The following is a 20,922-nucleotide window of genomic DNA, read 5'->3' as shown; positions in this document are numbered from 1 at the left end:
GCCGGGCCGCGGTCAGGCGTCCACCTGGTTGCCGCCCCGGTTGAGCCAGGCGCGGACGGCGCCGTTCGTCGGGTCGACGACGAGGTAGTCGTCGAGGCCGTCGCCGGAGATGTCGGCGAGGCGGACCTCCACCGGGAAGCCCATCGCGACACCGTAGGCGACGAGCTTCTTCGCCGACCACGAGTTGTCGAAGCCGCCGAGGTTGAACCAGCCGTGGAGCAGGTTGTTCTGCCCGGGGTCGCGCAGGACGTAGTCGGCGCGGTCGTCGCAGTTCATGTCCGCGAACACGGTCCGCTCCGTGACGGCGATGGTCCCCTGTGGCTGCGCGATCACGCCCTTCGCGGCCCAGCCGCCACCGACGTCCGTGCCGTTGTTCTTCCAGGCGCGCACGGAGTGGTCGACCGCCACGAGCAGGTAGTCGTCGTCTCCGTCACCGTCGATGTCGGCGAACTGCACCTCGTTCCCGGCGGCCCCCGACGGGCCCTGGGCGATGACGCCGAGCCCGGCCCAGGCGGTGATGCCGTTCGTGAAGGGGTTGTTGTTGCGCCAGGCCCGCACCCGGCCGTTGGCGGTGTTCACCACGAGGTAGTCGTCGCGCCCGTCGCCGTCGATGTCGGCGAACACGACCCGCTCGCCGGCGGCCGGGGACACGCCGTCGGCGACCCGACCGATCTTGATCCAGGCGTTGGTGCCCCGGTAGGCGACGTTGTCGTTGCGCCAGGCCTCGACCTCGCCCTTGGGCCCGACGAGGAGGTAGTCGTCGTCCCCGTCGCCGTCGAGATCGGCGAACGTCACCGACCTGGCGTTGGAGGCGGCGTCGGCCAGGTGGTTGCCGTACGTGCCCCGGCTCCTGAAGCCGTTCTCCCGGTCGGTACGTGTCGCGACCTTGTCGTTCTCCCACCAGGTCACGGTGCCGTCCGTGCCGAGGATGAAGTAGTCGACGTCCCGGTCGGCATCGGCATCGGCGAACTGCACGGCCGTGCCGCCCGTACCGGTGCCCGCCGCGATCTTCCCGATGGAGTCCCAGCCCGCGCCCAGGTCCTCCGCCACGTTGTCGTTGACCCAGGCCGTGGTCGAGCCGTCGGAGTTCACGACCAGGTAGTCGGCGTCCAGGTCGCCGTCGAGGTCGGCGAGGCGCACCTTCAAGCCCGGGTTCCCGGTGCCCGCGGCGATCCGGCCCAACCCGTTCCAGGCGCTCTTTCCGTTGACGAGGACGTCGCCGTTGCGCCAGGCGTCGACCGATCCGTCGGCGTTGACCACCAGGTAGTCGTCATCCAGGTCGCCGTCGAGGTCGGCGAACACGACCCGCGCGTCGGCGGCGGCGCCGGTGCCCGAGGCGACGACGCCCTTCGACGTCCAGGCGGAGCTGCCGTTGATCCAGGCGTCGTCGTTACGCCATGCCTCGACGGAACCGTTCGTGTGCAGCACGAGGTAGTCGGCGTCATGGTCGCCGTCGAGGTCGGCGAAGCGGACCTGCGACCCGCGACCGGCCACCCCGTTGCCGGACGCGACCTTGCCCCGGTTCTCCCAGCCATCCGTGATCTTGGTCCACAGGTACACGGCGCCGGTGTCGGTGACGATCGCGTAGTCGGTCTTGCCGTTGCCGTCGAAGTCCGCGAGGCGCACGTCACCGATCACACCGGCACTGGAGCTGTCCGGGTTGATCGGGCCCTGCGCGATCCGGCCGAGCGCCTCCCAGCCGCCGCCGGGGACCGCGCACGTCCCGGCCCCGCCGCCGGTGCCTCCGCCAGAGCCGTCGACGGCCGCCGGGTTGCTCACCCAGCCGTACTCCAGCATCGCCCGGACGGCGTCGTCGAACTGGATCGCCATGTAGTCGTAACCGGCGTCGTTCGGATGCAGCCGGTCGAACATCATGGCGTCCGTCATGGGCCCCATCTCAGCGAGCATGATCTTCTGCCCGCCGTCCTGCCGGTCCGCGACCAGCGACCGCACCGCCTCGTTGTAGGTGTTGCGCCGGTTCTGCGCCTCCGTGTCGCCCTTCACCGGCACCAGCGTCGCCACCACGATCGCCACTCCCGGCGAGGCCGCCCGCAGCCCGTCGATCAGCTCGCCCAGGCGGGCCGGCGCGCCCGCGACATCCTGGTTCTTCTGGATGTCGTTCGTGCCTGCCATCAGCGTCACGACGTTCGGCCGCATCGACGCCGCGTCCGCGACGGCCACGTTCGCGATCTCGTTGATGACCGCGCCCCGCCAACCGTTGTGGTTCCTGTCGGACATGGTCCCCGACGAGTTGGAACCCACGAAGTCCAGCGTCAGCACCGTCGGGCTCAGGGAGTCCCACAGCTCGTCCCGATAGCCGTTGTCGTCCGACGACCCGACGCCGTAGGTGATCGAGTCACCCACCGGCATCAGGCGTATCCCGGACAGGACCGACGCCGCGCCCGCCGCGTCCCGGGCGATGCGTTCGAGGATCGGCGCGAGGTTCTGGAACTCGAGGCCCGCGTCCTCCAGGGCCAGGCCGGCGCCGCCGGTCCACCAGCCCGCCAGCGTCTTGCCGACCTTGACCGCGGTCCGGCCGATCGCCGCGAAATAGCCGGGCAGGTCGTCTTTCGCCCAGTTCTTGACCCAGGTTTCCCAGGCATAGCCGGCCGCGGCGCCGATGACGGTGGAGACGATGATCTTGGCCCACCCGTCGAGTGTGCCGAGCTTCTTGTCTATCGCCTGCACCAGGAACTGCCCGGCGAACCCGCCGATCGCGCCGCCGATGGCCGCGCACAACGCACCGGCCACCGCCGTCCCCCCGATGCAGGCGGCACGCACCACCATGCCCAGCCCGGTGCCGAGAGCGATCGCGATGGTATGGAACAGCGCGCTCACCTGGGTGCTTACCTCGGCCGCGGGGATGGTCACGCGCAGGACGGTGTCCGTCACCTCGACGACGCCGTCGACGTCCGGGTAGGCGCCGACATCGGCCGCGCCTCCCGGCAGGTCCGTCGGCAGCGCGAGCAGGTTCTGCTTGAACGCGTCGCTCAGCGACCCCTGCCGGGAGTTCAGCTCGGCGACGACGTCCGCCAGGGCCTCGCGGTCCACATCGTCGCCAAGCTCCACCTCGACGACGATGTCCTGAGGCGTGACCCCCGCGGCGAGGTCCTCCGGGGCCGCCGCGAGCGTGATCGGTCCGACCCCGTCGATCACCATCGACTCGTTCGGCCCGGACAGCTGGGGGGTCTGCGCGACCGGATGCACGGCGCCGGCACCGAGCGCGACAGCCACGACCATGCCGACGGCGATCCGGCGGATGCGCGTGAGAGTTCCCCGCAGCCGAGGTCCTACCTGAGAACGGCCGTCCATTCCTGGGCGCTCCCTGCCTGGAGTCCGTACCGGACCACCCTGGCGGGCGCCGGAACCGAGCGATCGCCGGAGCACGACAGGCACCGACCACCGGAAACAGCTCGCGCAGACTATCCACTTTCAGGCATTCCGGTGGACATTCCGGCCTGGTTCGACCTAATGCGCACGGTCCAGCACTCCGGCGACGCCACCCCCTACACGGCTAAGGACGCACCCGGCGACTGCGACGCCATTCCGAGCACCACGTGATCACCGCCGGCAGAATGCTGAACCACCCGAACGTGACAGGGAAATGGCAGACTTCATGAAGACCGAAAGTCCAAAGGATGAACATTAAATCCTGCACATCGCGAAAACAGTCAGTAGTTAGACGGAACGGTCTCTTCTGCCTGGACCGCCGCCTCCGCCGACCCCCCGGATGCCGGCAGGCCTGCCTGGGCCAGGAGCGAGGCGGTGAGGCCGGCTGGGACACACAGTTGCGTAAGCCCGCCCGCGACTCATGGCGCGTTCACCCCCGGCGGGCGACTGGTTCCAGCGGGAGCCGGTCGCGACGGGGGCCACACGATCTCTGGGCGCCAGCACCTACTGCGAGTACTCCGGGGGTCCTGGGCGATCTGTGCGCCATCGCTGAACCGAGCAGCCCGTCTCCCGAACTGAGGTGACCACTCGTCTCGCGCCGTTCCCTGCCGCTCGCTGTCAGATCATCCTGGCGTTCGGGTTGCCGTTGTAGCCAGCCCGACGGATCCTCACGTGAACAGGTTCAACGGACACTACTGTGCCATTGACCTGCAGGTTCAGGTTTGCAGGGATGCCGACCTGCCTGAGCCGGCCCATCAACGTCCGTAACCCACAGCGCCGAAAGCGGCCCGCTTGCCACGGGTCGTCCAACGCCCATCACGCTGAGGCACCCCAAGGTTAACCACCACCCGCAGTGCCGCGCCCCCACCCCCGGTCGCTAGGCAGCGAAGACCAGTCGTCACGCCCGACGACGCCCACCGTACGGTTACTTAGTGGATTTCGATAGCGCTTTAAGCGCGCTGGCGACTCTCCGGAGAGCGTCGAACCGTGGTGTCCTGCTGCCACACCAGCCGGTGGCGCTACTGTGGGCTTTGCGGCGTGCCGCAGAGGGCGTGCGGTTGAGCCGATGGTCTCAGGCCCGCGAAGGACTTGCCGCTGCTCTCGTAGCTGACGGCGCCGTGGACCCTCGACGAGCAGCCCCGGAGTATCCCGTCGTCGCGCTACGGGACTCACCGCTGTGGGAGATCCGTGCCAGCACTGCGCCGCCGGCGGCCCACGGCTCGCAGCCACGCCGTTGGCTGGAACAGGAAGATCCTGAGTTCGGTCTCTCCGCACCAGCCTTCGACTTGTTGCAGGACGAACACAAACGCACGCAGTTCATGGTGGCCCTGCGCAGTCTCATCGAGCAGGCCACCAGCAGCGCTAGTACGGCTGGTGTCTTCTGGGAGATCGAGCCTGGCGTGATCATGGTCCGGCGTGACGTCCACGCACGATACGGCGGTCGGCGACAAGGGGGTATCGGTCCGTCCCGGTCCACTCCCAACGTGCTGCTCTTCACCGATCCGGAGCGGGGGAGAGCGCACGGATACTTCGATGGGTGGGGAGACGACGGCTGCTTCCATTACACCGGGGAAGGGCAGCTCGGCGATCAACAAATGGTTCAGGGAAACCTTTCCATTCTCCGTCACCGGGAACAAGGCCGCGCGCTTCGACTCTTCCGCGCCGCCCAAGGCGGCGTCGAGTATCTCGGACCATTCGAGGTCGATCCTGATCACCCCTGGTACACGAGTGAAGCTCCGGAAACCGGCGGCGGGCCGATTCGTACGGTCATCATGTTTCGGCTGCGCCCGCAGGGTCTCGTGCAATCATTTGATGCGCCCCTGCCTGCGACCCCGACCGCCGTAAGCCGTGTCATCTCGGTGCCAGTCGAGATCTCGAACACCGCGCAGTACGGAATGACGACGTCCGGAGAGCCGACCACCGCCTTCCGCCGCGAGGCCACCCTCGTCCACTCCTACGCCGATCATCTTCGAGCTCTTGGCCACGAGGTGTGCCGCAAGCAGATCGTGCCCGCCAACGAGTCGCGGCCCCTGTTCACCGACCTCTACGATGCGACGGCAAATGAGCTCATCGAGGCCAAAGGCACCGTCACCCGCGAGGCCATCCGCATGGGCATCGGCCAACTCCTCGACTACGGACGCTTCATCGACCCGCCCCCGCGTCTGGCCCTCCTCGTCCCCTCAAAACCGCGTCCCGACCTACTGGAGCTCTGCGCCACCGTTGATGTCACGGCTGTGTGGAAGATCGGTAATGAATGGCAGCGGACACCACCCGCGCATCCCTGACGTCCCCACCTGGTCGAGGTCGACGACATACGTCCGTCTCCGCTGACCGCCGTCCGCCGGTGACCACCCGCACGGCGGGCCCCGGGACGGGCGATCATGGCGCCCGTGGTCCCTGGTCTTCTGCGGGCTTGCTCTGGGCGCGATAGTCCTGGACGGCGCGGTTGACGTAGGTGAGGAGTTCCGGGTTCATCCGGTGCAGCGCTCGGCGGTCGTACCAGCGGACGATCAGTGCGCCCAGGGCGAGCCAGCAGAGCAGCCCGATCGCGGCGGACACGGCGCCGCGGGTCAGGCCCGCGTCGGCCTGGGCGTCGAAGTACAGGATGGCCCGGTCGCCGGCGAGGATCTGCCGCAGCGGCTCGGCCTCGCTGAGCAGCCGGAAGAAGCCGGGCAACGCTTCGATGGGCACCGTTCCACCGGCCGATGCCAGACCGGCGTAGACGAACAGCAGGAGCGCGACCAGCTGCCCGGGGGTGCCGAGCGCCGCGAAGAGCACGATCGTCCCGGCGGCGACACTGGCCGCGCACAGCCAGGAGAAGACCCACAACAGCAGCGGATGGGGGGCGTCCATGCCCACCGCGCCGGCTCCGATCGCGATCATCAGGCCGGTGACGACCGCAGTCAACGCCGCCGCCATCACCCATTTGATCAGCAGGGTTCGCCAGCGGCTGATCGCTTTCGGCTGGAGCTGGGTCCAGCGGGGTCCGACCTCGGAGGTGCCGTAGCCGAGGGCCGCGTCCACCGTGGAATGCAGGAGGGTCCCGACGAGGAATCCGCACATGAGGGTCAGCAGGGCCAGGTAGAAGGCGCTCAGGCCGAGCGCGCTGTTCGCGGGCGGAGGGTGGAACTGGCTGGTGGTGACCGTCACCGGGTTCGCCAGGAACGCCTGCGTCGCCGCGCCACCAGCGCCCGCACCCGCAGTCGCAGTCGCCGCACCGCCAGTCGTCGCGGTTCCGGCGCCGGTCGAGGCCCCGGCCGTCGCGTCGGCCGCCGCGGTGAGCTGAGCGCTGATCGTCCGGGAGGCGGCGGCGAGGGCGGGCTGCAGGACGCCGCTGGCCAGGCTCACTCCCAGCGTGCCGGCCCGCGGGTTGGTCAGCAGTTGGACCGATCGGTCTCCTGTCCGGGTAGCCGCGCCCCCCGATGCCCCAGCTGCCGGCAGGCCGGCCTGGGCCAGGAGCGAGGCGGTGAAGCCGGGCGGGATCACCACGGTCGCGTAGGCCCGCCCGCGGCTCATGGCCCGTTCCGCCTCCGGCAGGGTGACGGGTTCCAGCCGTAGCCGGCGGGACACCTCCGGGCTCGCCTGCAGACCGGCCTCGATACGCGAACCGATGTCGAGGTGCTCTGCCCCCAGCGTGGCGCCGCGATCGTTGTTGACCACCTCGACCGGCAGGCCACGCACATGGCCGAGGGGGTCGACCGCGGACGCGAGGTACAGCGCGGTCATGGCCGAGACGACGACCGAGGCCAGGATCAGCGGCAGCACCCACACGGCGCGTTCCCGCAGCAGGTCATGCACCCGAACCGGGAAGTCGTCCCGCGGCGGCGTTGCGTCCTTCGGAGCCAACAGCCTGTCTCGATTCGCTCAGTCCCCCGTGGGCCACACGATATGTGGGCCGCCAGCAGCCGCTGCGAGTACACCAGGGAGTACTGGACGATCTGTGCACGATCACTGAACCAGGCGATCCCGTTTCGGCCGCTCTTTGGCAATGGCGCACACGGATGCGCGGCTTCCTCGGGTGGAGGAACATCGCGCAGACAAGCCGTCAGATGTCGTGGCGACTAGAACGGGCCCATCATCCACGCAGTTTGGCCCGATGCGTTCCGTGCGGCCTGATGCGAATCAACCGAAGTGGAATCAACTCCTGCCCTCAGCATGTCCTGCGGGGTGGCCCGCAGCCGCCGGACCGCCCGTCCGCGCAGGACGAGAGCCACGAAGACGAAGAGCAACAGGAAACCGATCAGTACGAGCCCCATGGCAAGCCTTCCCTCTGTTACGGCTGAATTCGAGGTTTCCAGATCTCGCGGCCGAAGACAACGACGCGGACCGGAATCCGACAGGGCCTGCCCGAGATCCCGTCGCGGGCAACCGTGATCTCGTGCACTGGTCGCCGATATCGTCGACGGCGGCCGGGACCAACGCGAACGCCCGCTGGAGGAGCTCGGCCCCCGGGCCCTCCGGCCGAAGCCGGCGTTGCGTCTGAACACCGCCGCCCGCCGGGAGTGTGGGCGGGAGTCCGCCAAGGTACCGATCCCGGCCGCCCGGGCCCTACAACGATCGGGCCCGTCCCACGAGGCGGCATGAACACGACAACCGTGATGTAATTCCGGCACTGACCATCCTCGGCGGGAGGGGTGTTGAGCGGGATTGTCGAACCGCTGATCGCCTCGCTGGGAACTCTCGTCGGGGTGGCCACCGGCGGGATCATCGCCAGCCGGGCGCAGACCGTCACCTGGCGGCGGGAGGAAGCCGGCCGCGAAAGGGACACCCGCCAGTCGGTCTACGCCAGGTTCATCTCCTCGGCTCGTGAGTGGCGCGCGGTCGTACAAAGCGATCAGGTGGCTGTCCGGGAGGGCGGCAACGTCGCCCGCGGGCGGCACGCGGACGGCGGCCCGGCGCAGGTGGAGACGCTCAAGCTGCAGATCGAGATCAGGCTGGTCGCCCGCCACCGGGAGACCGTCGACCGGTCCGCGGAGGTCGTCGACGCCATCCGCCAGGTCGCGAAGGCGCGGCCCGGGCACGAGCCCGGCCAAATTCCCGACATCCTGATCGCGGCCTGCCGCCAGGCGGAGCGCGATTTCCTCGACTCGGCCCGGGCCGAGCTGGGAATCCCACCCGTCGACGCAGGGCCCGGCGAGCCCAGCTGAATCTGACCGGGCCGGGCCTGGGCACATTGTGCGGGTGGGCGGCCGGAGCCGAACCAGCTTCAGGTGAACGACTGTCGGCGATGCCGGCTGGCCTGGCGTTGGTGGTAGCGGACCTTGCGGAGCAGGCCCAGGGCCTCGGTGTCGTCGGGGGTGATCGCGAGGGTCGCGGCCAGTGCCGCGGCCGCCTCGTCCCACCGGCGTTCGCGCGCGGCCCGGACGGCCTCGTTGAACCGGTGGTCCGCGAGGTCCTGCACGGCGACCAGCGCGGACAGGTCGCCGCGGCAGGCGGGGCAGCGGGCCACCAGGCCGGCGAGCCGGCCGCCGCACAGCGGGCAGACCACCGGCGCGCCAGAGGCCACCGGCACACCCGGAACCACCGGCTCACCAGGAGGCACCGGCGCACCAGGGGCCACCGGTGCGGCCGGGAGCACCGGCAGGTCCGCCGTCACGGGGTGCGCCCGCCGCGCAGGTTGAGGAAGATCGTGCCCTCTGGCACCGGCATACCGAGCTTGCGGATCGCGGCCTGCAGCGGGCGCACGGTGTCCTCGTAGATCTGCAGGAGCTGGCTCGCCGCGTCCGGCCGGTGCAGGGCCACCGCGAGCGCCCGCTGGCTGGCCTTCGTCAGCTGGTCACGCAACCGGGCGGCCTCGGCGGCCGGGGCCGTGGCCGGCAGGACGTCCAGCAGGTGCCCCACCTTCAGGAACTCCAGCTGCAGCGCGTCCAGGATCTGCTCCACCGTCAGCTCCGGATACCCGGTCAGCCGGTGCAGTGCCCCGATGCGCTGGTCGAGTGCGTCGTTGGCAAAGGCCCAGGCCATCGCCTGGTCCTGCTCGTAGGCCACCCGGCCCTCGACTTCGAGCTTGGCGACCGCGGCGCGGAACTCCTGGGCCGTCGTCGGGTTGTCGACGCGCGCGATCTGCCTGCCGGCCAGCGCGAGGTCGCGTTCGAAATCGGCGAGCCGCGGCCGCAGATGCGGCTTGTCCGTGCCGAAGGCCGCGGTGGAGACCAGTGTGCCTGCCTCCAGCAGCCGGTGATGGGTCTGGGCCTGGTCCTGGGCCTCGTCGAGCAGCGCCGCGACGTCGTAGAGCAGGTCGTCGATCTCGGTTCCCGCCCGGTTCGCGTCGGCCTGGGCGAGTTCGCTGCGCGTGCTGTTCCATCGGGTGCGGACGTCCTCGAAATCCATCCGCAGCCGCGACCAGTCCGGGACCTCCCGGCGCGGGATGTCGATCAGGGCCGCGACGCGGGACTGGACGGAGGGCACCGACGCCTCGGCCCGGATCGTCCACCCGGCCTGGAACTCGAGGATCACCTCGACGGGCGTCCCGACCGGGAGCTTCGCGGGGAGGTCGTCGACGAGGATCTCCCCGATCGGCACCCGCCCCTCGAACAGCTGTACCCGCAGCGCCGTGCCCTGGCTCGCGGTCTCGAGCCGCAGCGAGGCCCGGTAGGGCAGGGTGGCGCCGCTGAGGGCCACCGGGTGCAGGCCGCCGCTGAGCTGGATCGAGAAGTCGTGCGCCAGCACGTCCCCGGGTGGGGTGTCGTCCAGCGTCATCTGGCCTTCGTCGTAGCGGATCACCAGGCGCTGCGAGCCGATGTCGGCGCCGCCGCCGTCGAGCACCGCGATGGTGAACCCGTTGTCGCCCGGGCGCAGCGGGACGTCCTCGAAGACGAAGTCACCGTCGGGCCCGCTGGTCGTGCGCAGCTGGAACGTGGCGTCGTCCGAGAGCAGCAGCACGGTGAGCCCGGCGGGGCCGCCGACCGGCCCGCCAGCGAGGTCGCCGACCGGCCCGCCGGCCCGGATCCGGCCGGTCACATCGGTCGGGGAGAAGCTGGCGTCCGGCGGGTCCAGCTCGAGGATGCCGCCGCGCCGGGGCACGGCGGCGGCCCTGAGCGCCGCGCCGATGGCCACGGCCAGGTCGGGATGCAGCAGCCGGGGTGGACGTCCGAGATGCTCGGCCAGCAGCTCCGCGACTCGCGGGATACGCGCCGAGCCGCCGACGAGCACGACGTCGTCGAGGGCCGCGAGGGTGCCGCCGGCGCGAGCGACCCGCTCACGGGCACCCGCGAGCGAGCGGTCGCAGCTGACGAGCGTCTGGCGCAGCTTCGCGTCGATCATCGCTTCGAAGGTGCCGCGCTCCAGCCCGAGGTTGAGGTTCATCAGCTCGCCGCGCCGGTCCGTCACGTGCTGGCTGACGATCTCGGCGTACCCGGTGCGGGAGAGCTCCTGCTTGGCCTCCTCCGCGAGCGCCAGCAGGCTGGTGTAGGCGGCGAGGCTCGCCGGGTCGTCCGGGTCGGTGGACAGGTCGTACTCGGGCAGCTCGTCGCGCATCCAGCTCACGATCCGGCGGTCGAAGTCGTAGCCGCCGAGGTAGCGGTCGCCGTCGAAGGCGAGGGTCTCGAAGCCCTCCGCAGGGTCCCAGCGCAGCACGGAGGTGTCGAAGGTGCCGCCGCCGAGGTCGTAGACGAGGAACGTGCGGGGCTCGACCAGGCTGGAACGGTTCTCCCGGGCGTAGGCCATCGCCGCGGCGACCGGCTCGACGAGCGTCTCGACGACCTCGAGGCCGGCGAGGCGGCCCGCCTCGGTGGTGTCGATCTTCGCCTGGGTCTCGAAGAACGCCGGCACGGTGACCACCGCCCGTTCCACCGGCACACCGAGGACGTCCTCGGCGAGTGCCTTGAGGTGGCGCAGCACGTGCGCGGACGCCTCCACCGGCGTGAGCGTGGCGTACCCGGCCGCGATCGGCGAATCCGTGCCCATGCTGCGCTTGAAGAACATCGCCGGGGGCCGCCTGGAGGTGCGGGCCTTCGCCTTCGCCCGCATGCCGACGAGGACGGTGCCGTCCTCGTCGACCCAGACGACCGAGGGCGTGGTCGGCGAGCGGTCCGGGTTGGTGATCACCAGGACGTCGCCGACCCTGCGCAGGCGCCGCTGCTCGATCAGCGCGTCGAGGTTGGCGACCGCGGTGTCCGCGGGGATCGCGACGGCGCTGTTCGTGGTTCCCAGGTCGATCCCGACGACGACGCTCATGGCTTCGCCTTCCTGTTCCGCAGGGTCGTCTCTGTCTCGGAGGCTGTGCGGGCGCCCGTGGATGTCGCCGGTTCCGCCGCGGGCTCCGCCGCCGGTTCAGCCGCCGCGCCGAGCTGGACCTGGGCTCGTTGGGCGATCTCGCCACCCGCCAGCAGCACCGCGGGGCGCAGCGCGCGGACGGCCACCAGACCGGCGGGGTCCGCACCTGACGGGGCGTAGGTGACGTCGACGAGGCGCCCGCGTTCGAGCTCCGGGTAGCCCACACCGGTGGGGTCGACGACCGTCGTCTCCGCCAGGTCGAATGCACGTTCGAACCGGCGGGCGAGGGCGGCGAGCAGATCGAGCTCGGCTGCCAGGCCGCCCGCCCGCAACATCGGTTCCTGAGCGGCGAGGAAGCCGCGCAGTTCGTGCAGCGCGTTGGCGGTCTCGACCGCGAGCACGCGATGGCGGGCACGGTGGACATCCATGAGGCGCCGAGCCCGCTCGCGTTCCTCCCGGCGGGTGCTGCCCTGAGCCGCGAGGAGCTGGTAGACGACGGTGCGGACCGAGTCCGCCGGTGCGGCGGCCGCCGTCGGCCGCTCACGTTCGTCGATGTCCATCGAACGCGGGACGGCCCGTGCCCAGCGCGGTCGTTGGCGCTGGATGGCCGCGGCGCGCGTGACGCGCCCGCGTCTCACCGCGGCCCGTCCTCGTCCGAGTCCGACAGCCCGTCCGGCCAGAGCTCGTCCCCGGTGGCCATGGTGGCGGTCAGCAGGGTGCGCAGCGCGAGAAGGTGCAGATCGTCGGCTGTGACAGTGATGTCATCCGCCCCGTGGGCCCGGCCCGATGGCACGGGCAGCGCTCGGTGGCGCGCTGTCAGGTCGTTCACGATGGCCTCTTCCTGGGCCGGATCATGGGTGAGCAGTTCGGCCCACAGCCTTCCGGCGACGCCGGAGATCTCCTCCCCGGCGGTGTTGATCTCCGCGACGCTCACCACCCGGCCGAACAGCGGGTAGCGCTCGGCGCCACGCTCGATGCGTGCCCGGCGCCGGCGGATCCGCAGCCGGATCTCCGCCCGGTCCGTGACCTCCGACGGCAGGTCGAGAACCTGGAACGCGGTCGCCCGGTAGGGGTTGCGCAGGTCTGCCCATTCCCAGGGGTTGTCCGCGGACGGGCCGCCAGCCGCCGAAGCCGCACCGCCAGCCGCCGACGCACCGCCAGCCGCCGACGCACCGCCAGCCGCGGACGCGCGGGCCGCCCGGGCCCGCCGCCTGGCGGTGGCGGCGCCCGGGGAGGCTGGGAACCGCCAGCCGAGATGGCTCAGCAGCGGTTCGACCTGGTCGTAGGGATAACCGCTCCGGGTCAGTTCCGGATCCAGCTCCAGAGCTTTGCGGAGGTGCTCGGTGGCCAGGCTCAACAGATGGTTCCGGGCCGTGTACGCCGACCAGGTCGAGGCGTCCTGCAGCACCGACAGCCCGGCCCAGGCCTGCAGCCGGGCCAGTTCGAAGTCCAGCCGCGCGTGTGCCGGGCCACGGGCGTCCCCGTCCGGCGCGGCGACGTCGGCGGACAGTGCCGCGAGCAGCGGGGCAGCCAGTTCCTCCGCCCGTTCGAGTACCGGCGAGATCCTTGCCCAGCCGCCCTTCCGGCGCCCCTCGTTCTCGAACCATCTGCGGCAGGCGGTGAGCAGCGCGCCGCACAGATGGGCGTTGGTCGGGTCGGCCACGAACCACGGCGCGGCCTCGTCGAGGACGAGCGCCGGCGACTCGGCCTCCTCGAGTGCGAGGGCACGGGCGACGACGTCGCGTACCAGCCGCGCCCGGGCCGCATCGACAGCTCCCGACGGCAGCCCGGATCCGATGATCAGCGCGACGTGCCGGCGGGCCGCGTCGGGCTGCGGAGACTGGCCGGTGACCAGCCGCGCGGCCAGGGTCACGTGCGGGCCGAGCAGGTTGTGGGCGAGCACCTCCCGGGCGGTGGCCACCGGGCCCGCCACGGCGCCGGCGCCGTCCGCGCCGGTCGCCGCCGCCAGCCGCTGCCCGAGCGCGTCCCAGAACGGGTCGTCGCCGAGGACCTCGCCCCAGAACCGCAGCGCCGCCTGCCAGTGGTCGAAAGCCGCCGGGTCCCCCGCGGCCTCGAGGTCGTAGGCCCGGGCATGGTGCGCGACGGCCAGGTGGTGATGGTCTCCTGCGCCAGCGCCCTGCTCCCAGTGGCGCTGTGCCTGTTCCGTCCAGGGCTGGAGCTGCCCGTCGACGGTCAGTGCGAGGTAGGCCGACCGGTTCCTGACCGCGTCGGCGATGCGGCGGGCGAGCAGCCCCGACGGGCCCCCGACGACATAGGGCGACGTGACCGCATCGCTGCCCACCAGGAGCAGCGCGTCGTCCCATCGCCCGGCCCGCAGCGCCTCCGCCGCGTCACCCAGAATCCGGTACGCCTCGCCGCTCAGGACGTCCATGATCGCCGCCCTGGCCGGCTCCAGATGCTCCGGCCGGCCGGCGAGCTGCCTGACCAGCTGGTCGGCCAGCGCAGGATCACCGCGGGTCGCCAGGGTGACCACAAGCGCCGGCCGGACGACGCAGCGCTCAGCCCAGTCGTGGCCGTCCTCGCCCACCACGGCCCGGATCAGGTCGGCCAGCGCCGCATCATCGCCGGTCAGCACCGCGAGGAGCAGCCGCGCGGCGCGGTGCACAACCCGCTCGGCCGAGCCTCGCGCCGGTTCCTCCACGGAGGCGCAGCTCCGCAGTGCCTCGATGGTGGCCTCCGGCTCACCGGCACAAAGTCGCGCGACGCCCTGCCAGAACCGCCCCTGCGGCGTGGCCGCGGCCGCCCGGCCAGCCGAGGCGAACCAGCGCAGCAGCGTTCCGGCCGTGCTGGCCGGCTGCCCGAGGAAGCTGTCGAGTTCGCGGTACAGCTCCTGTTCGGCGTCTACCGCGTCGTCCACGCCGTCTATGCCGTCCACGCCGTCTTCTATGCCGTCTACGCACTTCGCCGGGCTCGGGCTGTCGCCGTCGGGCGGTGCCGCGTCCGCCTCCGCCGATCGGGCCAGCCGCCTCGACGACGTCAGGCTGCCTGCCTCGACGCCCCGCCGGTAGCAGGATGTCGCCCGGTCGAGGTCGCCGCCTTTCCTGACCAGGTCCCCCAGCACGGTCCACCGGTCAGCGGTGCGGATGCGAATGCCGAACGGCGGCGGGTCGAGCACGGCGAGCAGCTCCCAGCCGGCACCGGTGACCGCGCCGTCGGCGGTGGCCAGCGCGACGAGGTCGGCGCGCAGCCTGCGAGCGGCAAGGAAGCGGAACAGCCGCGCGGGCGCTCCCCCATCTGGTTTGGCCAACGCCATCACAAGCCAGACGCGCAGGTCGAACCCCACGTGGTTGAAGCGCGCGCTCAGCTTTCGCCAGATGCGCTCGAAGGCCTCGCGGTCCGGTGCGGCCGTCCACCTACGCAGGAGCCCCAGGAGCACTTCGGCATCGCCGGACGCCGCGATCCTGGCCGAGGAAGGCAGGCCCGACCGGGCCGATGCGGTGAGCCCCGCCGCCAGGTCGACGGCGACCATTCTCAGCCAGTCGCCCGCGAGCTTTCCGTCGGCGGGCGGCCCACCGCCAGATTTCTGGTTTTCTCCGTGCACCCCGCGCCACCCCCAGGTATTTCTGGCACGTGTCAGTAGCTGGACCGCCGATGCAGCGCCGGGACAGATGAATGGTTCCGAGGTTGAAATGACGGCCCTGCGGCGATCTCGAGGAGTTGATACGTCAAGAAACGGACTTCCGCTGTCGGCCAGCCGACACCGAGGAGGAGGGTGAATTCGACGTGCAGCTCACGGGTGCGAGAAGAACCATCGTCGGCCTTCGAGGAAAGGCCGAACAGGCGGCTGGTCCCCCGATGCCATCTCTGTGGCTGCCACGAGGCGTCGCTCATCGACATCGCCGGCCGGCAACCTGCGGACACGGGCTCGAACAGACACTGCTCCGCTGAACTGCGCCCCTCTCGCGGGTTCCGCTCGACCCGTGAGAGGGGCGATGAACCGGGGCTCGCGTTTGCTACGCGCCTACCGGAAACGGTCAGGTCACCGCGGCGGGCTGCACCAGGGTGTTCTGGCGGCGGATGATCCACCACCGCCCGTCTCGTCGCTCAAGGACATACAGCGCGTTCATCTCCGGTGGCTCTCCGGCGTCGGCCGCGGAAGGCGTCGCCCAGGCGTTCTTGTGAGCCACCGCGATGTCCGCGGAGAGCAGGGTGACGTCGGTGAGTCTGTAGTGCGCGGTCGCCGCGTGGAGCGCGCCGCCGCGGGCGAGGCCCGCACGGGTTGCCGAATCGATCTCGTCACGCCCTCGCAGGACGGTGCCGAGGGCGTTCGCGACGAGCGCGTCGGACGCGATATGGCGCATCATCAGCTCGGGGTCGTTGACGTTGAAGCCATGCTCGATATCAGCCAGGATGCTCCGGACAGCGGCCTGGTCCTGATCGGCATGCGTGGATTCCACCTCGTCGGGAGACCGGGCACCCTCGGCATCGGTGGTACTGGCGGGCGCTGTGGTGTTCTGGCCGACGGTGATAAACCATTGGCCGTCGCGGCGACGCCAGACATAGCTCGGGCGTCCCACCTGCGGTGGCGACAGCGGCCGACCGTCGGCCGTGAGGTATTCCTGATTGACACCGGTAAGCACGACATCTGGCGTGATGAAACTGAGGTGCTCGACGTCGTAACGCACCGACAGGTCACCCGCGAAAGCACCGGGGAGAACCTGGCGGGTGAAGGCGGCAATGGCGTCGTACCCGATCAGGCGGACGCCGCCACCGGTCACCCAGACCGCGTTCTCGTCGAAGAGAGCGAGCGTGGCCTCGACGTCCTCGGCTCGCTGTGCGCGTTCGAGCTCGGCGACACGTGCCACGAGTTCCTGTACATCGGAGGTGGGCGACTTGGGCGGGGCGATGGTAGGTGTCATGACCTGAAGTCGACGACATCAAGTTCACTTGAGGTCAAGGGGTGACCGTGGCGGGCGTGCCGCGAGGGACGCGGTGTGCCTGAGGCTCTCGTGGCCGTCAACCACGACATGCCTCCGGCAGAGGCTCAGTCAGGTACCGGTGCCGTAGGCGGTGACGGTTTCGGCCAGGACGGTCTCGAGGGGGGTCGGGGCGAGGCCGAACGTCCGCTCGGTGAGCGCGGAGTCGAGCAGATCGGGCCGATCCAGGGAGTACATCATCTCGATCACCTCCCGCATGATCGGATCCGCGGCTCCGATCGCGGCAAGCTGATCGGTGGAGATCGCCGTCAGCGCAGGTGCAGGTCCCCCGGCGGCGGTCGTGAGCTGCGTGGTCAGCTCCCGTACGGACAGGGCCGCGGTGGAGGGCACGTGCCAGGCCCGTCCCCACGGGCGGTCGTCACCGGCCAGGGCCACCGCGGCCAGGGTTCGTGCGACGTCCCCGACGTAGGACCAGGTTTTCGGGGTGTCCAGGTCGCCGGGGAAGGCTGCCGGCTCGCCGCGCAGGACAAGGGGCGCCACCATGAAGTTGTACAGCGAACCGGCCCCCGCGCCGAGGAACGCACTGGCCCGGACCTCGGTCACGCGGACTCGACCCGCCCGATGCGCTTCGAGCGCCTCGGTCCACATCCGGGCCCGTACCCGGCCTTTGACCGATACCGGCGCCATCGGCAGGTCTTCGGTGAAGCGACCGCTGACGATGCCGTAGCCGTAGGTGTTGCCCATCATCACGTAACCGGCGCCGGTGCGTTCGGCCACGTCCAGCAACGCCGTCGCCAGCGGTGGGAACTCCTCCGGCCACCGGTCGTACGGTGGCACCGCGGTGTTGATCAGTGTCGTCGCGCCCTCGGCGAGGCGGCTCAGCGCGTCGGCGTCGGTCGCGTCGGCGGCGATCCGCTCGATCAGTGGGTGCTCGGGCCCGCCCCCGCGCCGGCTGACCAGCCGGACGCGTTCGCCCCGCCGGGCCAGCAGTTCGGCGGTGGGGGCTCCGGTGCCACCGGCACCGGTGATCACATGCAGCGGCATCATTTTCGTCTTCCACTCGGCGGGCCCGCGCGGGTTCGCGGGTGCCGTCCCACCTTGCTGCCCGCCGGAAACGTACGGTAGTGGCCTGAATGCCACGTAGCCCAAGGATCAGGCCATGCTTCGGATCGTCGTCGTCGCCGTCCCGCCGGTCACCACTCTTGATCTCTCCATCCCGACGGCGGTGTTCCCGGCCGCGACCGTCGACGGTCAGCCGGGCTATGAGGTCGTGATCTGCACGGCCGAGCCCGGGATCGTGCCTGCGTACACCGGGCCCAGTGTCGTGGTGGAGCACGGCCTCGACGTGATCGACAGCGCCGACACCGTGATCGTCACGGGCACCGGAGCCCGCGCGTACGCCGGCGAGCGGGTCCTGGACGCGCTACGGCGGGCCGCGGGCGGCGGCCGTCGCCTCGCCTCGATCTGCACGGGTGCCTTCGTGCTGGCCCAGGCCGGGCTGCTCGACGGTCGCCCGGCCACCACGTACTGGCAGTACTCCGACGAGATGCGCCGCCGCTTCCCAGCCGTGGACCTGCGGCCGGACGTCCTGTACGTCGACGACGGGGCGATCCTGACGTCCGCCGGTCTGGCCGCCGGCCTCGACCTGTGCATTCACCTGATCCGGCGGGACTACGGGGCGGCGGTCGCCAACGCCGTCGCCCGAGCCGCGGTCGTCGCGCCGATCCGTCCCGGCGGCCAGGCCCAGTTCATCGAAACGCCGCTGCCGCCGGAGAACGGCACCTCACTGGCCGAGACCCGCGCCTGGGCATCGGAACGCCTCGCCGAGCCGCTCACCCTCAGCCGCCTCGCCGCCCACGCCCACACCAGTACCCGTACGCTCACCCGCCGGTTCCGGGAGGAGACCGGTCTGAGTCCGTTGCAGTGGTTGCTGCACCAGCGGATCGACCGGGCTCGTGAACTCCTCGAGGCGACGGATCTGCCGATCGCCGCCGTCGCCCGGCAAAGCGGCCTGGGAACCCCCGAGTCGCTGCGCCTGCACCTCCTGCGCCGCAACGGGCTCACCCCCAGCGCCTACCGCAGCACGTTCACCCGTATCGGACCGGCCCCGAGCTGACCTGACCCGACCTGACCTGACCTGACCCGCTCCGCCGGTCAGCGGTCGCCGAGGTTCAGGTCGCCCGAGGTCGGGCCGAAGCGTTCGGCCAGGAACCGGCTCTGGACGGCCAGCCGTTGGGACGCGTCCCGGGCGGCCGACGTCGTGACGTCCTCGGCGGCGGTGGCCAGCAGCGTGAGCTGCTCGAGCAGCAGCTCCCTGGCGGTGAGCCGGCCGTCGACCAGATGGCTGTCGGCGAACGCCCGGGGCAGCTCCAGGTAGGCCTCGACCGAGGTCGGCAGGTAGTCGACCACCATCCGCTCGACCACGAACGTGTCCGGGGACCCGGTCTGCAGCAACGCCGGGCGGTCGAGCAGGTCCCGCAGGTCCTGGGTGACCTTCCGGTAGGCCGTCTCGACGTCCGGCGGCAGCTGGCCGAGAAAGCGCCGGTCGTGGGCGGTCAGGTCGGCCCGGAGCGTCTGCGGGTCGCGCGGCGGTGGCAGAGCGCCCGTCTGGCGCCTGGGTGGGGGTGCGACCAGCGCTCCGATCGCGTACAGGGCGGCCACCACGAACGGCCACTCCGGCATGCCGACGACACCGCCGAAAAACAGGCCGAGCCCGCCGGCCGCGGCCACGCAGCCGGCGAGGTTCTTGGCCGAGCCGGCGTAGTCCAGGGCTCGTTCGGACGCCGAGCGGCTCGGCCGGGCGGGGCGGCCGCGTCGCCTACTGGTAGCCACGGATCTCCTTGAACACGTCCGGCAGCGACGTCGAACCGGCGTCGAAGACCGTTCCCCCGGTCACGTCGGCGATCTGCCGCAGTGCGTCCGGGTCGGCGTCGCCGAACAGCACGGTGAACGTCGGCACCGCCCGGGCGGCCGGCGACAGCGAACGGTAGTGCTCCAGGAAGTCGTCGGCGGAGGCGCCGGCCGTGTTCTCGCCGTCGGTCAGCAGGACCACAGAGGTGTAGTACGACCCGTCTCGGGCCAGGTCGGCGGCGGCCCGGTCGTAGGCGGCGCGCAGGGCCGAGTAGATCGCGGTGTCGCCGCCGGCGTTGAACCCGTCGACTGCCCGGCGGAGCTTCTTCAGCTCAGGCGAGTCCGGCGAGGGATCGGTGACGGCGAAGTCCCTGATCTGGTTGACGCCGCTGTCGAACGGCACGAGGGTGATCTTCTCCCGGGCCCGGAAGCTGGTGAATCGCGCGGCCAGCGAGGAGTCCGCGCCGGTCAGCCCGATCAGGGCCGACCGCAGGTCGGAGATGCGGTCGCCCTCCATCGAGCCGGACAGGTCCAGCACGAAGATCGCGTGGGTGGGGGCGCGGAAGTGGTTGAGGTAGGCCAGGATCAGCTCGTCGGCGACGGCCGCCGTGCCCGGGAAGGGCAGCTCGACGTGGGTGTCCCCGGCGGTGAACCGGGTGTCCAGCGGCACCGTGGGGGTCGCCGGCCGGCGGCTGGTCTGCTCCTGCAGCCGCTGCTGCGTGGCCGGGCTGCGCAGCCAGTCGACGACCCGCTGGTACGCCTCCCGTCTGGCCGGGTCGAGCAGCAGCAGCGGGTAGTCGGCGGTGATGATCCCGTCCTTCGGGAAGATCAGTTCCAACGGTTCCCGCAGCCGGTTCGAGGCGTTCAGAGACAGCAGCACCGACTCGTAGTTGATCATCGCGTCCAGGCTGTCCTGCCTGTCCACGTAGGCGTCGTTCAGATAGCCGGAGCTGCCCGCGGTCAGCTTCTGCCCGGAGAAGAAGTCGGTCAGCTCCGCCGGCCTGATGTCGGCCGAGGTCAGGGCATCGGCCGTGCCGGCCAGGGCCGCCGCCACCCCGACCAGGGCCGAGAACCCGGAGTTGGACGACGCCGGGTTGGTCATGCCGTAGCGCAGGTTCCCGGCCCGGGCCGCGGCCGCGACGTCCTTCCAGGTCACGTTCGGGTTGCCGGACCAGCCGAGCTTGCGGGCCACCGACTGGCGGACACCGAGGACCACCGGCGAGCGCATGATCGAGGTGCTGGTGACGGCCGCGTCCGCGCCGCCCGGCAGCAGCCGCAGGTAGCGGTCCGAGGAGAACCAGGCCAGATCCGTACCGGCCTGGCGCCGGGCGATCCGGTCGGCTCCGTCCAGCGTCCCGGTGTAGGTGACGTCCAGCTTGACGCCGGTGTCGTGACGCAGGTCGGCGAGCAGCGGCTCGATGTCCTTCAGCTCGGACCCGGCCAGGACGGTCAGCGTGGTCTTCGGGCCGGCCCCGTCGGCCAGCGGCGGCTCCCCGCCGGAGCAGGCGGGCAGCGTGGCGGCGGCCGTCAGGGCCAGCACGAGGGCCCCCAGCCGGGCACGGATGCTCAT

The 20,922-nt window shown here is 71.0% G+C and carries 13 protein-coding genes; 3 read left to right on the top strand and 10 right to left on the bottom strand.

Annotation, left to right across the window (positions count from 1 at the left end; all coding sequences use genetic code 11):
- Positions 1–12: 12 nt before the first annotated feature.
- Complete coding sequence (locus tag ACG83_RS14825) at positions 13–3,312, bottom strand: FG-GAP-like repeat-containing protein (protein ID WP_083473261.1); 3,300 nt, start codon at positions 3,310–3,312, stop codon at positions 13–15.
- A gap of 1,196 nt (positions 3,313–4,508) precedes the next feature.
- Here ACG83_RS14825 and ACG83_RS14815 point away from each other — a divergent pair.
- Entirely contained in the window at positions 4,509–5,675 is a 1,167-nt protein-coding gene (locus ACG83_RS14815) for a hypothetical protein (RefSeq protein ID WP_235497910.1), read from the top strand.
- 94 nt (positions 5,676–5,769) lie between these two features.
- Here the strand turns inward: ACG83_RS14815 and ACG83_RS14810 are convergent, their stop codons facing one another.
- Positions 5,770–7,236 (bottom strand): YhgE/Pip domain-containing protein, encoded by a 1,467-nt coding sequence (locus ACG83_RS14810; protein ID WP_083473260.1) that lies wholly within the window; start codon positions 7,234–7,236, stop codon positions 5,770–5,772.
- Positions 7,237–8,027: 791 nt separating this feature from the next.
- Between ACG83_RS14810 and ACG83_RS14800 the strand changes: the two genes are divergently transcribed.
- Positions 8,028–8,537: a hypothetical protein gene (locus ACG83_RS14800; RefSeq protein WP_152991388.1), complete on the top strand. Its 510-nt coding sequence runs from the start codon at positions 8,028–8,030 to the stop codon at positions 8,535–8,537.
- Positions 8,538–8,596: 59 nt separating this feature from the next.
- Here the strand turns inward: ACG83_RS14800 and ACG83_RS14795 are convergent, their stop codons facing one another.
- The 6 genes from ACG83_RS14795 to ACG83_RS14770 all read right to left on the bottom strand — a co-directional run bounded on the left by ACG83_RS14795 (position 8,597) and on the right by ACG83_RS14770 (position 17,546).
- Entirely contained in the window at positions 8,597–8,896 is a 300-nt protein-coding gene (locus ACG83_RS14795) for a hypothetical protein (protein WP_152991387.1), read from the bottom strand.
- An 86-nt stretch (positions 8,897–8,982) separates the two neighbouring features.
- Complete coding sequence (locus ACG83_RS14790; protein ID WP_054566799.1) at positions 8,983–11,565, bottom strand: Hsp70 family protein; 2,583 nt, start codon at positions 11,563–11,565, stop codon at positions 8,983–8,985.
- Positions 11,562–12,242, bottom strand: coding sequence for a hypothetical protein (locus tag ACG83_RS14785; RefSeq protein ID WP_054566798.1), 681 nt, complete (start codon positions 12,240–12,242; stop codon positions 11,562–11,564). Before ACG83_RS14785 ends, ACG83_RS14790 begins: the two co-directional genes overlap by 4 nt.
- The gene (locus ACG83_RS45395; RefSeq protein WP_161934759.1) at positions 12,239–15,166 is read right to left on the bottom strand and encodes a hypothetical protein; all 2,928 of its coding nucleotides are present in this window, start codon (positions 15,164–15,166) and stop codon (positions 12,239–12,241) included. The genes ACG83_RS14785 and ACG83_RS45395 overlap by 4 nt, the downstream gene beginning before the upstream one ends.
- A gap of 433 nt (positions 15,167–15,599) precedes the next feature.
- The gene (locus ACG83_RS46035; protein WP_200931324.1) at positions 15,600–16,484 is read right to left on the bottom strand and encodes an SgcJ/EcaC family oxidoreductase; all 885 of its coding nucleotides are present in this window, start codon (positions 16,482–16,484) and stop codon (positions 15,600–15,602) included.
- Positions 16,485–16,613: 129 nt separating this feature from the next.
- Positions 16,614–17,546 carry an NAD-dependent epimerase/dehydratase family protein gene (locus ACG83_RS14770; RefSeq protein ID WP_054567236.1) on the bottom strand — a complete coding sequence of 311 codons (933 nt, stop codon included), beginning with the start codon at positions 17,544–17,546 and terminating at the stop codon, positions 16,614–16,616.
- 115 nt (positions 17,547–17,661) lie between these two features.
- Between ACG83_RS14770 and ACG83_RS14765 the strand changes: the two genes are divergently transcribed.
- Positions 17,662–18,618, top strand: a complete 957-nt coding sequence (locus ACG83_RS14765) for a GlxA family transcriptional regulator (protein ID WP_054566796.1) — start codon at positions 17,662–17,664, stop codon at positions 18,616–18,618.
- 38 nt (positions 18,619–18,656) lie between these two features.
- On the opposite strand, the gene ACG83_RS14760 is transcribed toward ACG83_RS14765, so the two are convergent.
- Both ACG83_RS14760 and ACG83_RS14755 read right to left on the bottom strand, forming a co-directional pair.
- Positions 18,657–19,334 (bottom strand): hypothetical protein, encoded by a 678-nt coding sequence (locus ACG83_RS14760; protein WP_054566795.1) that lies wholly within the window; start codon positions 19,332–19,334, stop codon positions 18,657–18,659.
- The gene (locus ACG83_RS14755) at positions 19,321–20,922 is read right to left on the bottom strand and encodes a VWA domain-containing protein (RefSeq protein WP_054566794.1); all 1,602 of its coding nucleotides are present in this window, start codon (positions 20,920–20,922) and stop codon (positions 19,321–19,323) included. The genes ACG83_RS14760 and ACG83_RS14755 overlap by 14 nt, the downstream gene beginning before the upstream one ends.

Source organism: Frankia sp. R43 (assembly GCF_001306465.1).
GTDB lineage: Bacteria > Actinomycetota > Actinomycetes > Frankiales > Frankiaceae > Parafrankia > Parafrankia irregularis.
Note: the sequence above shows the minus strand (reverse complement) of the source record. Positions and strands in the feature narration are given on the sequence as shown.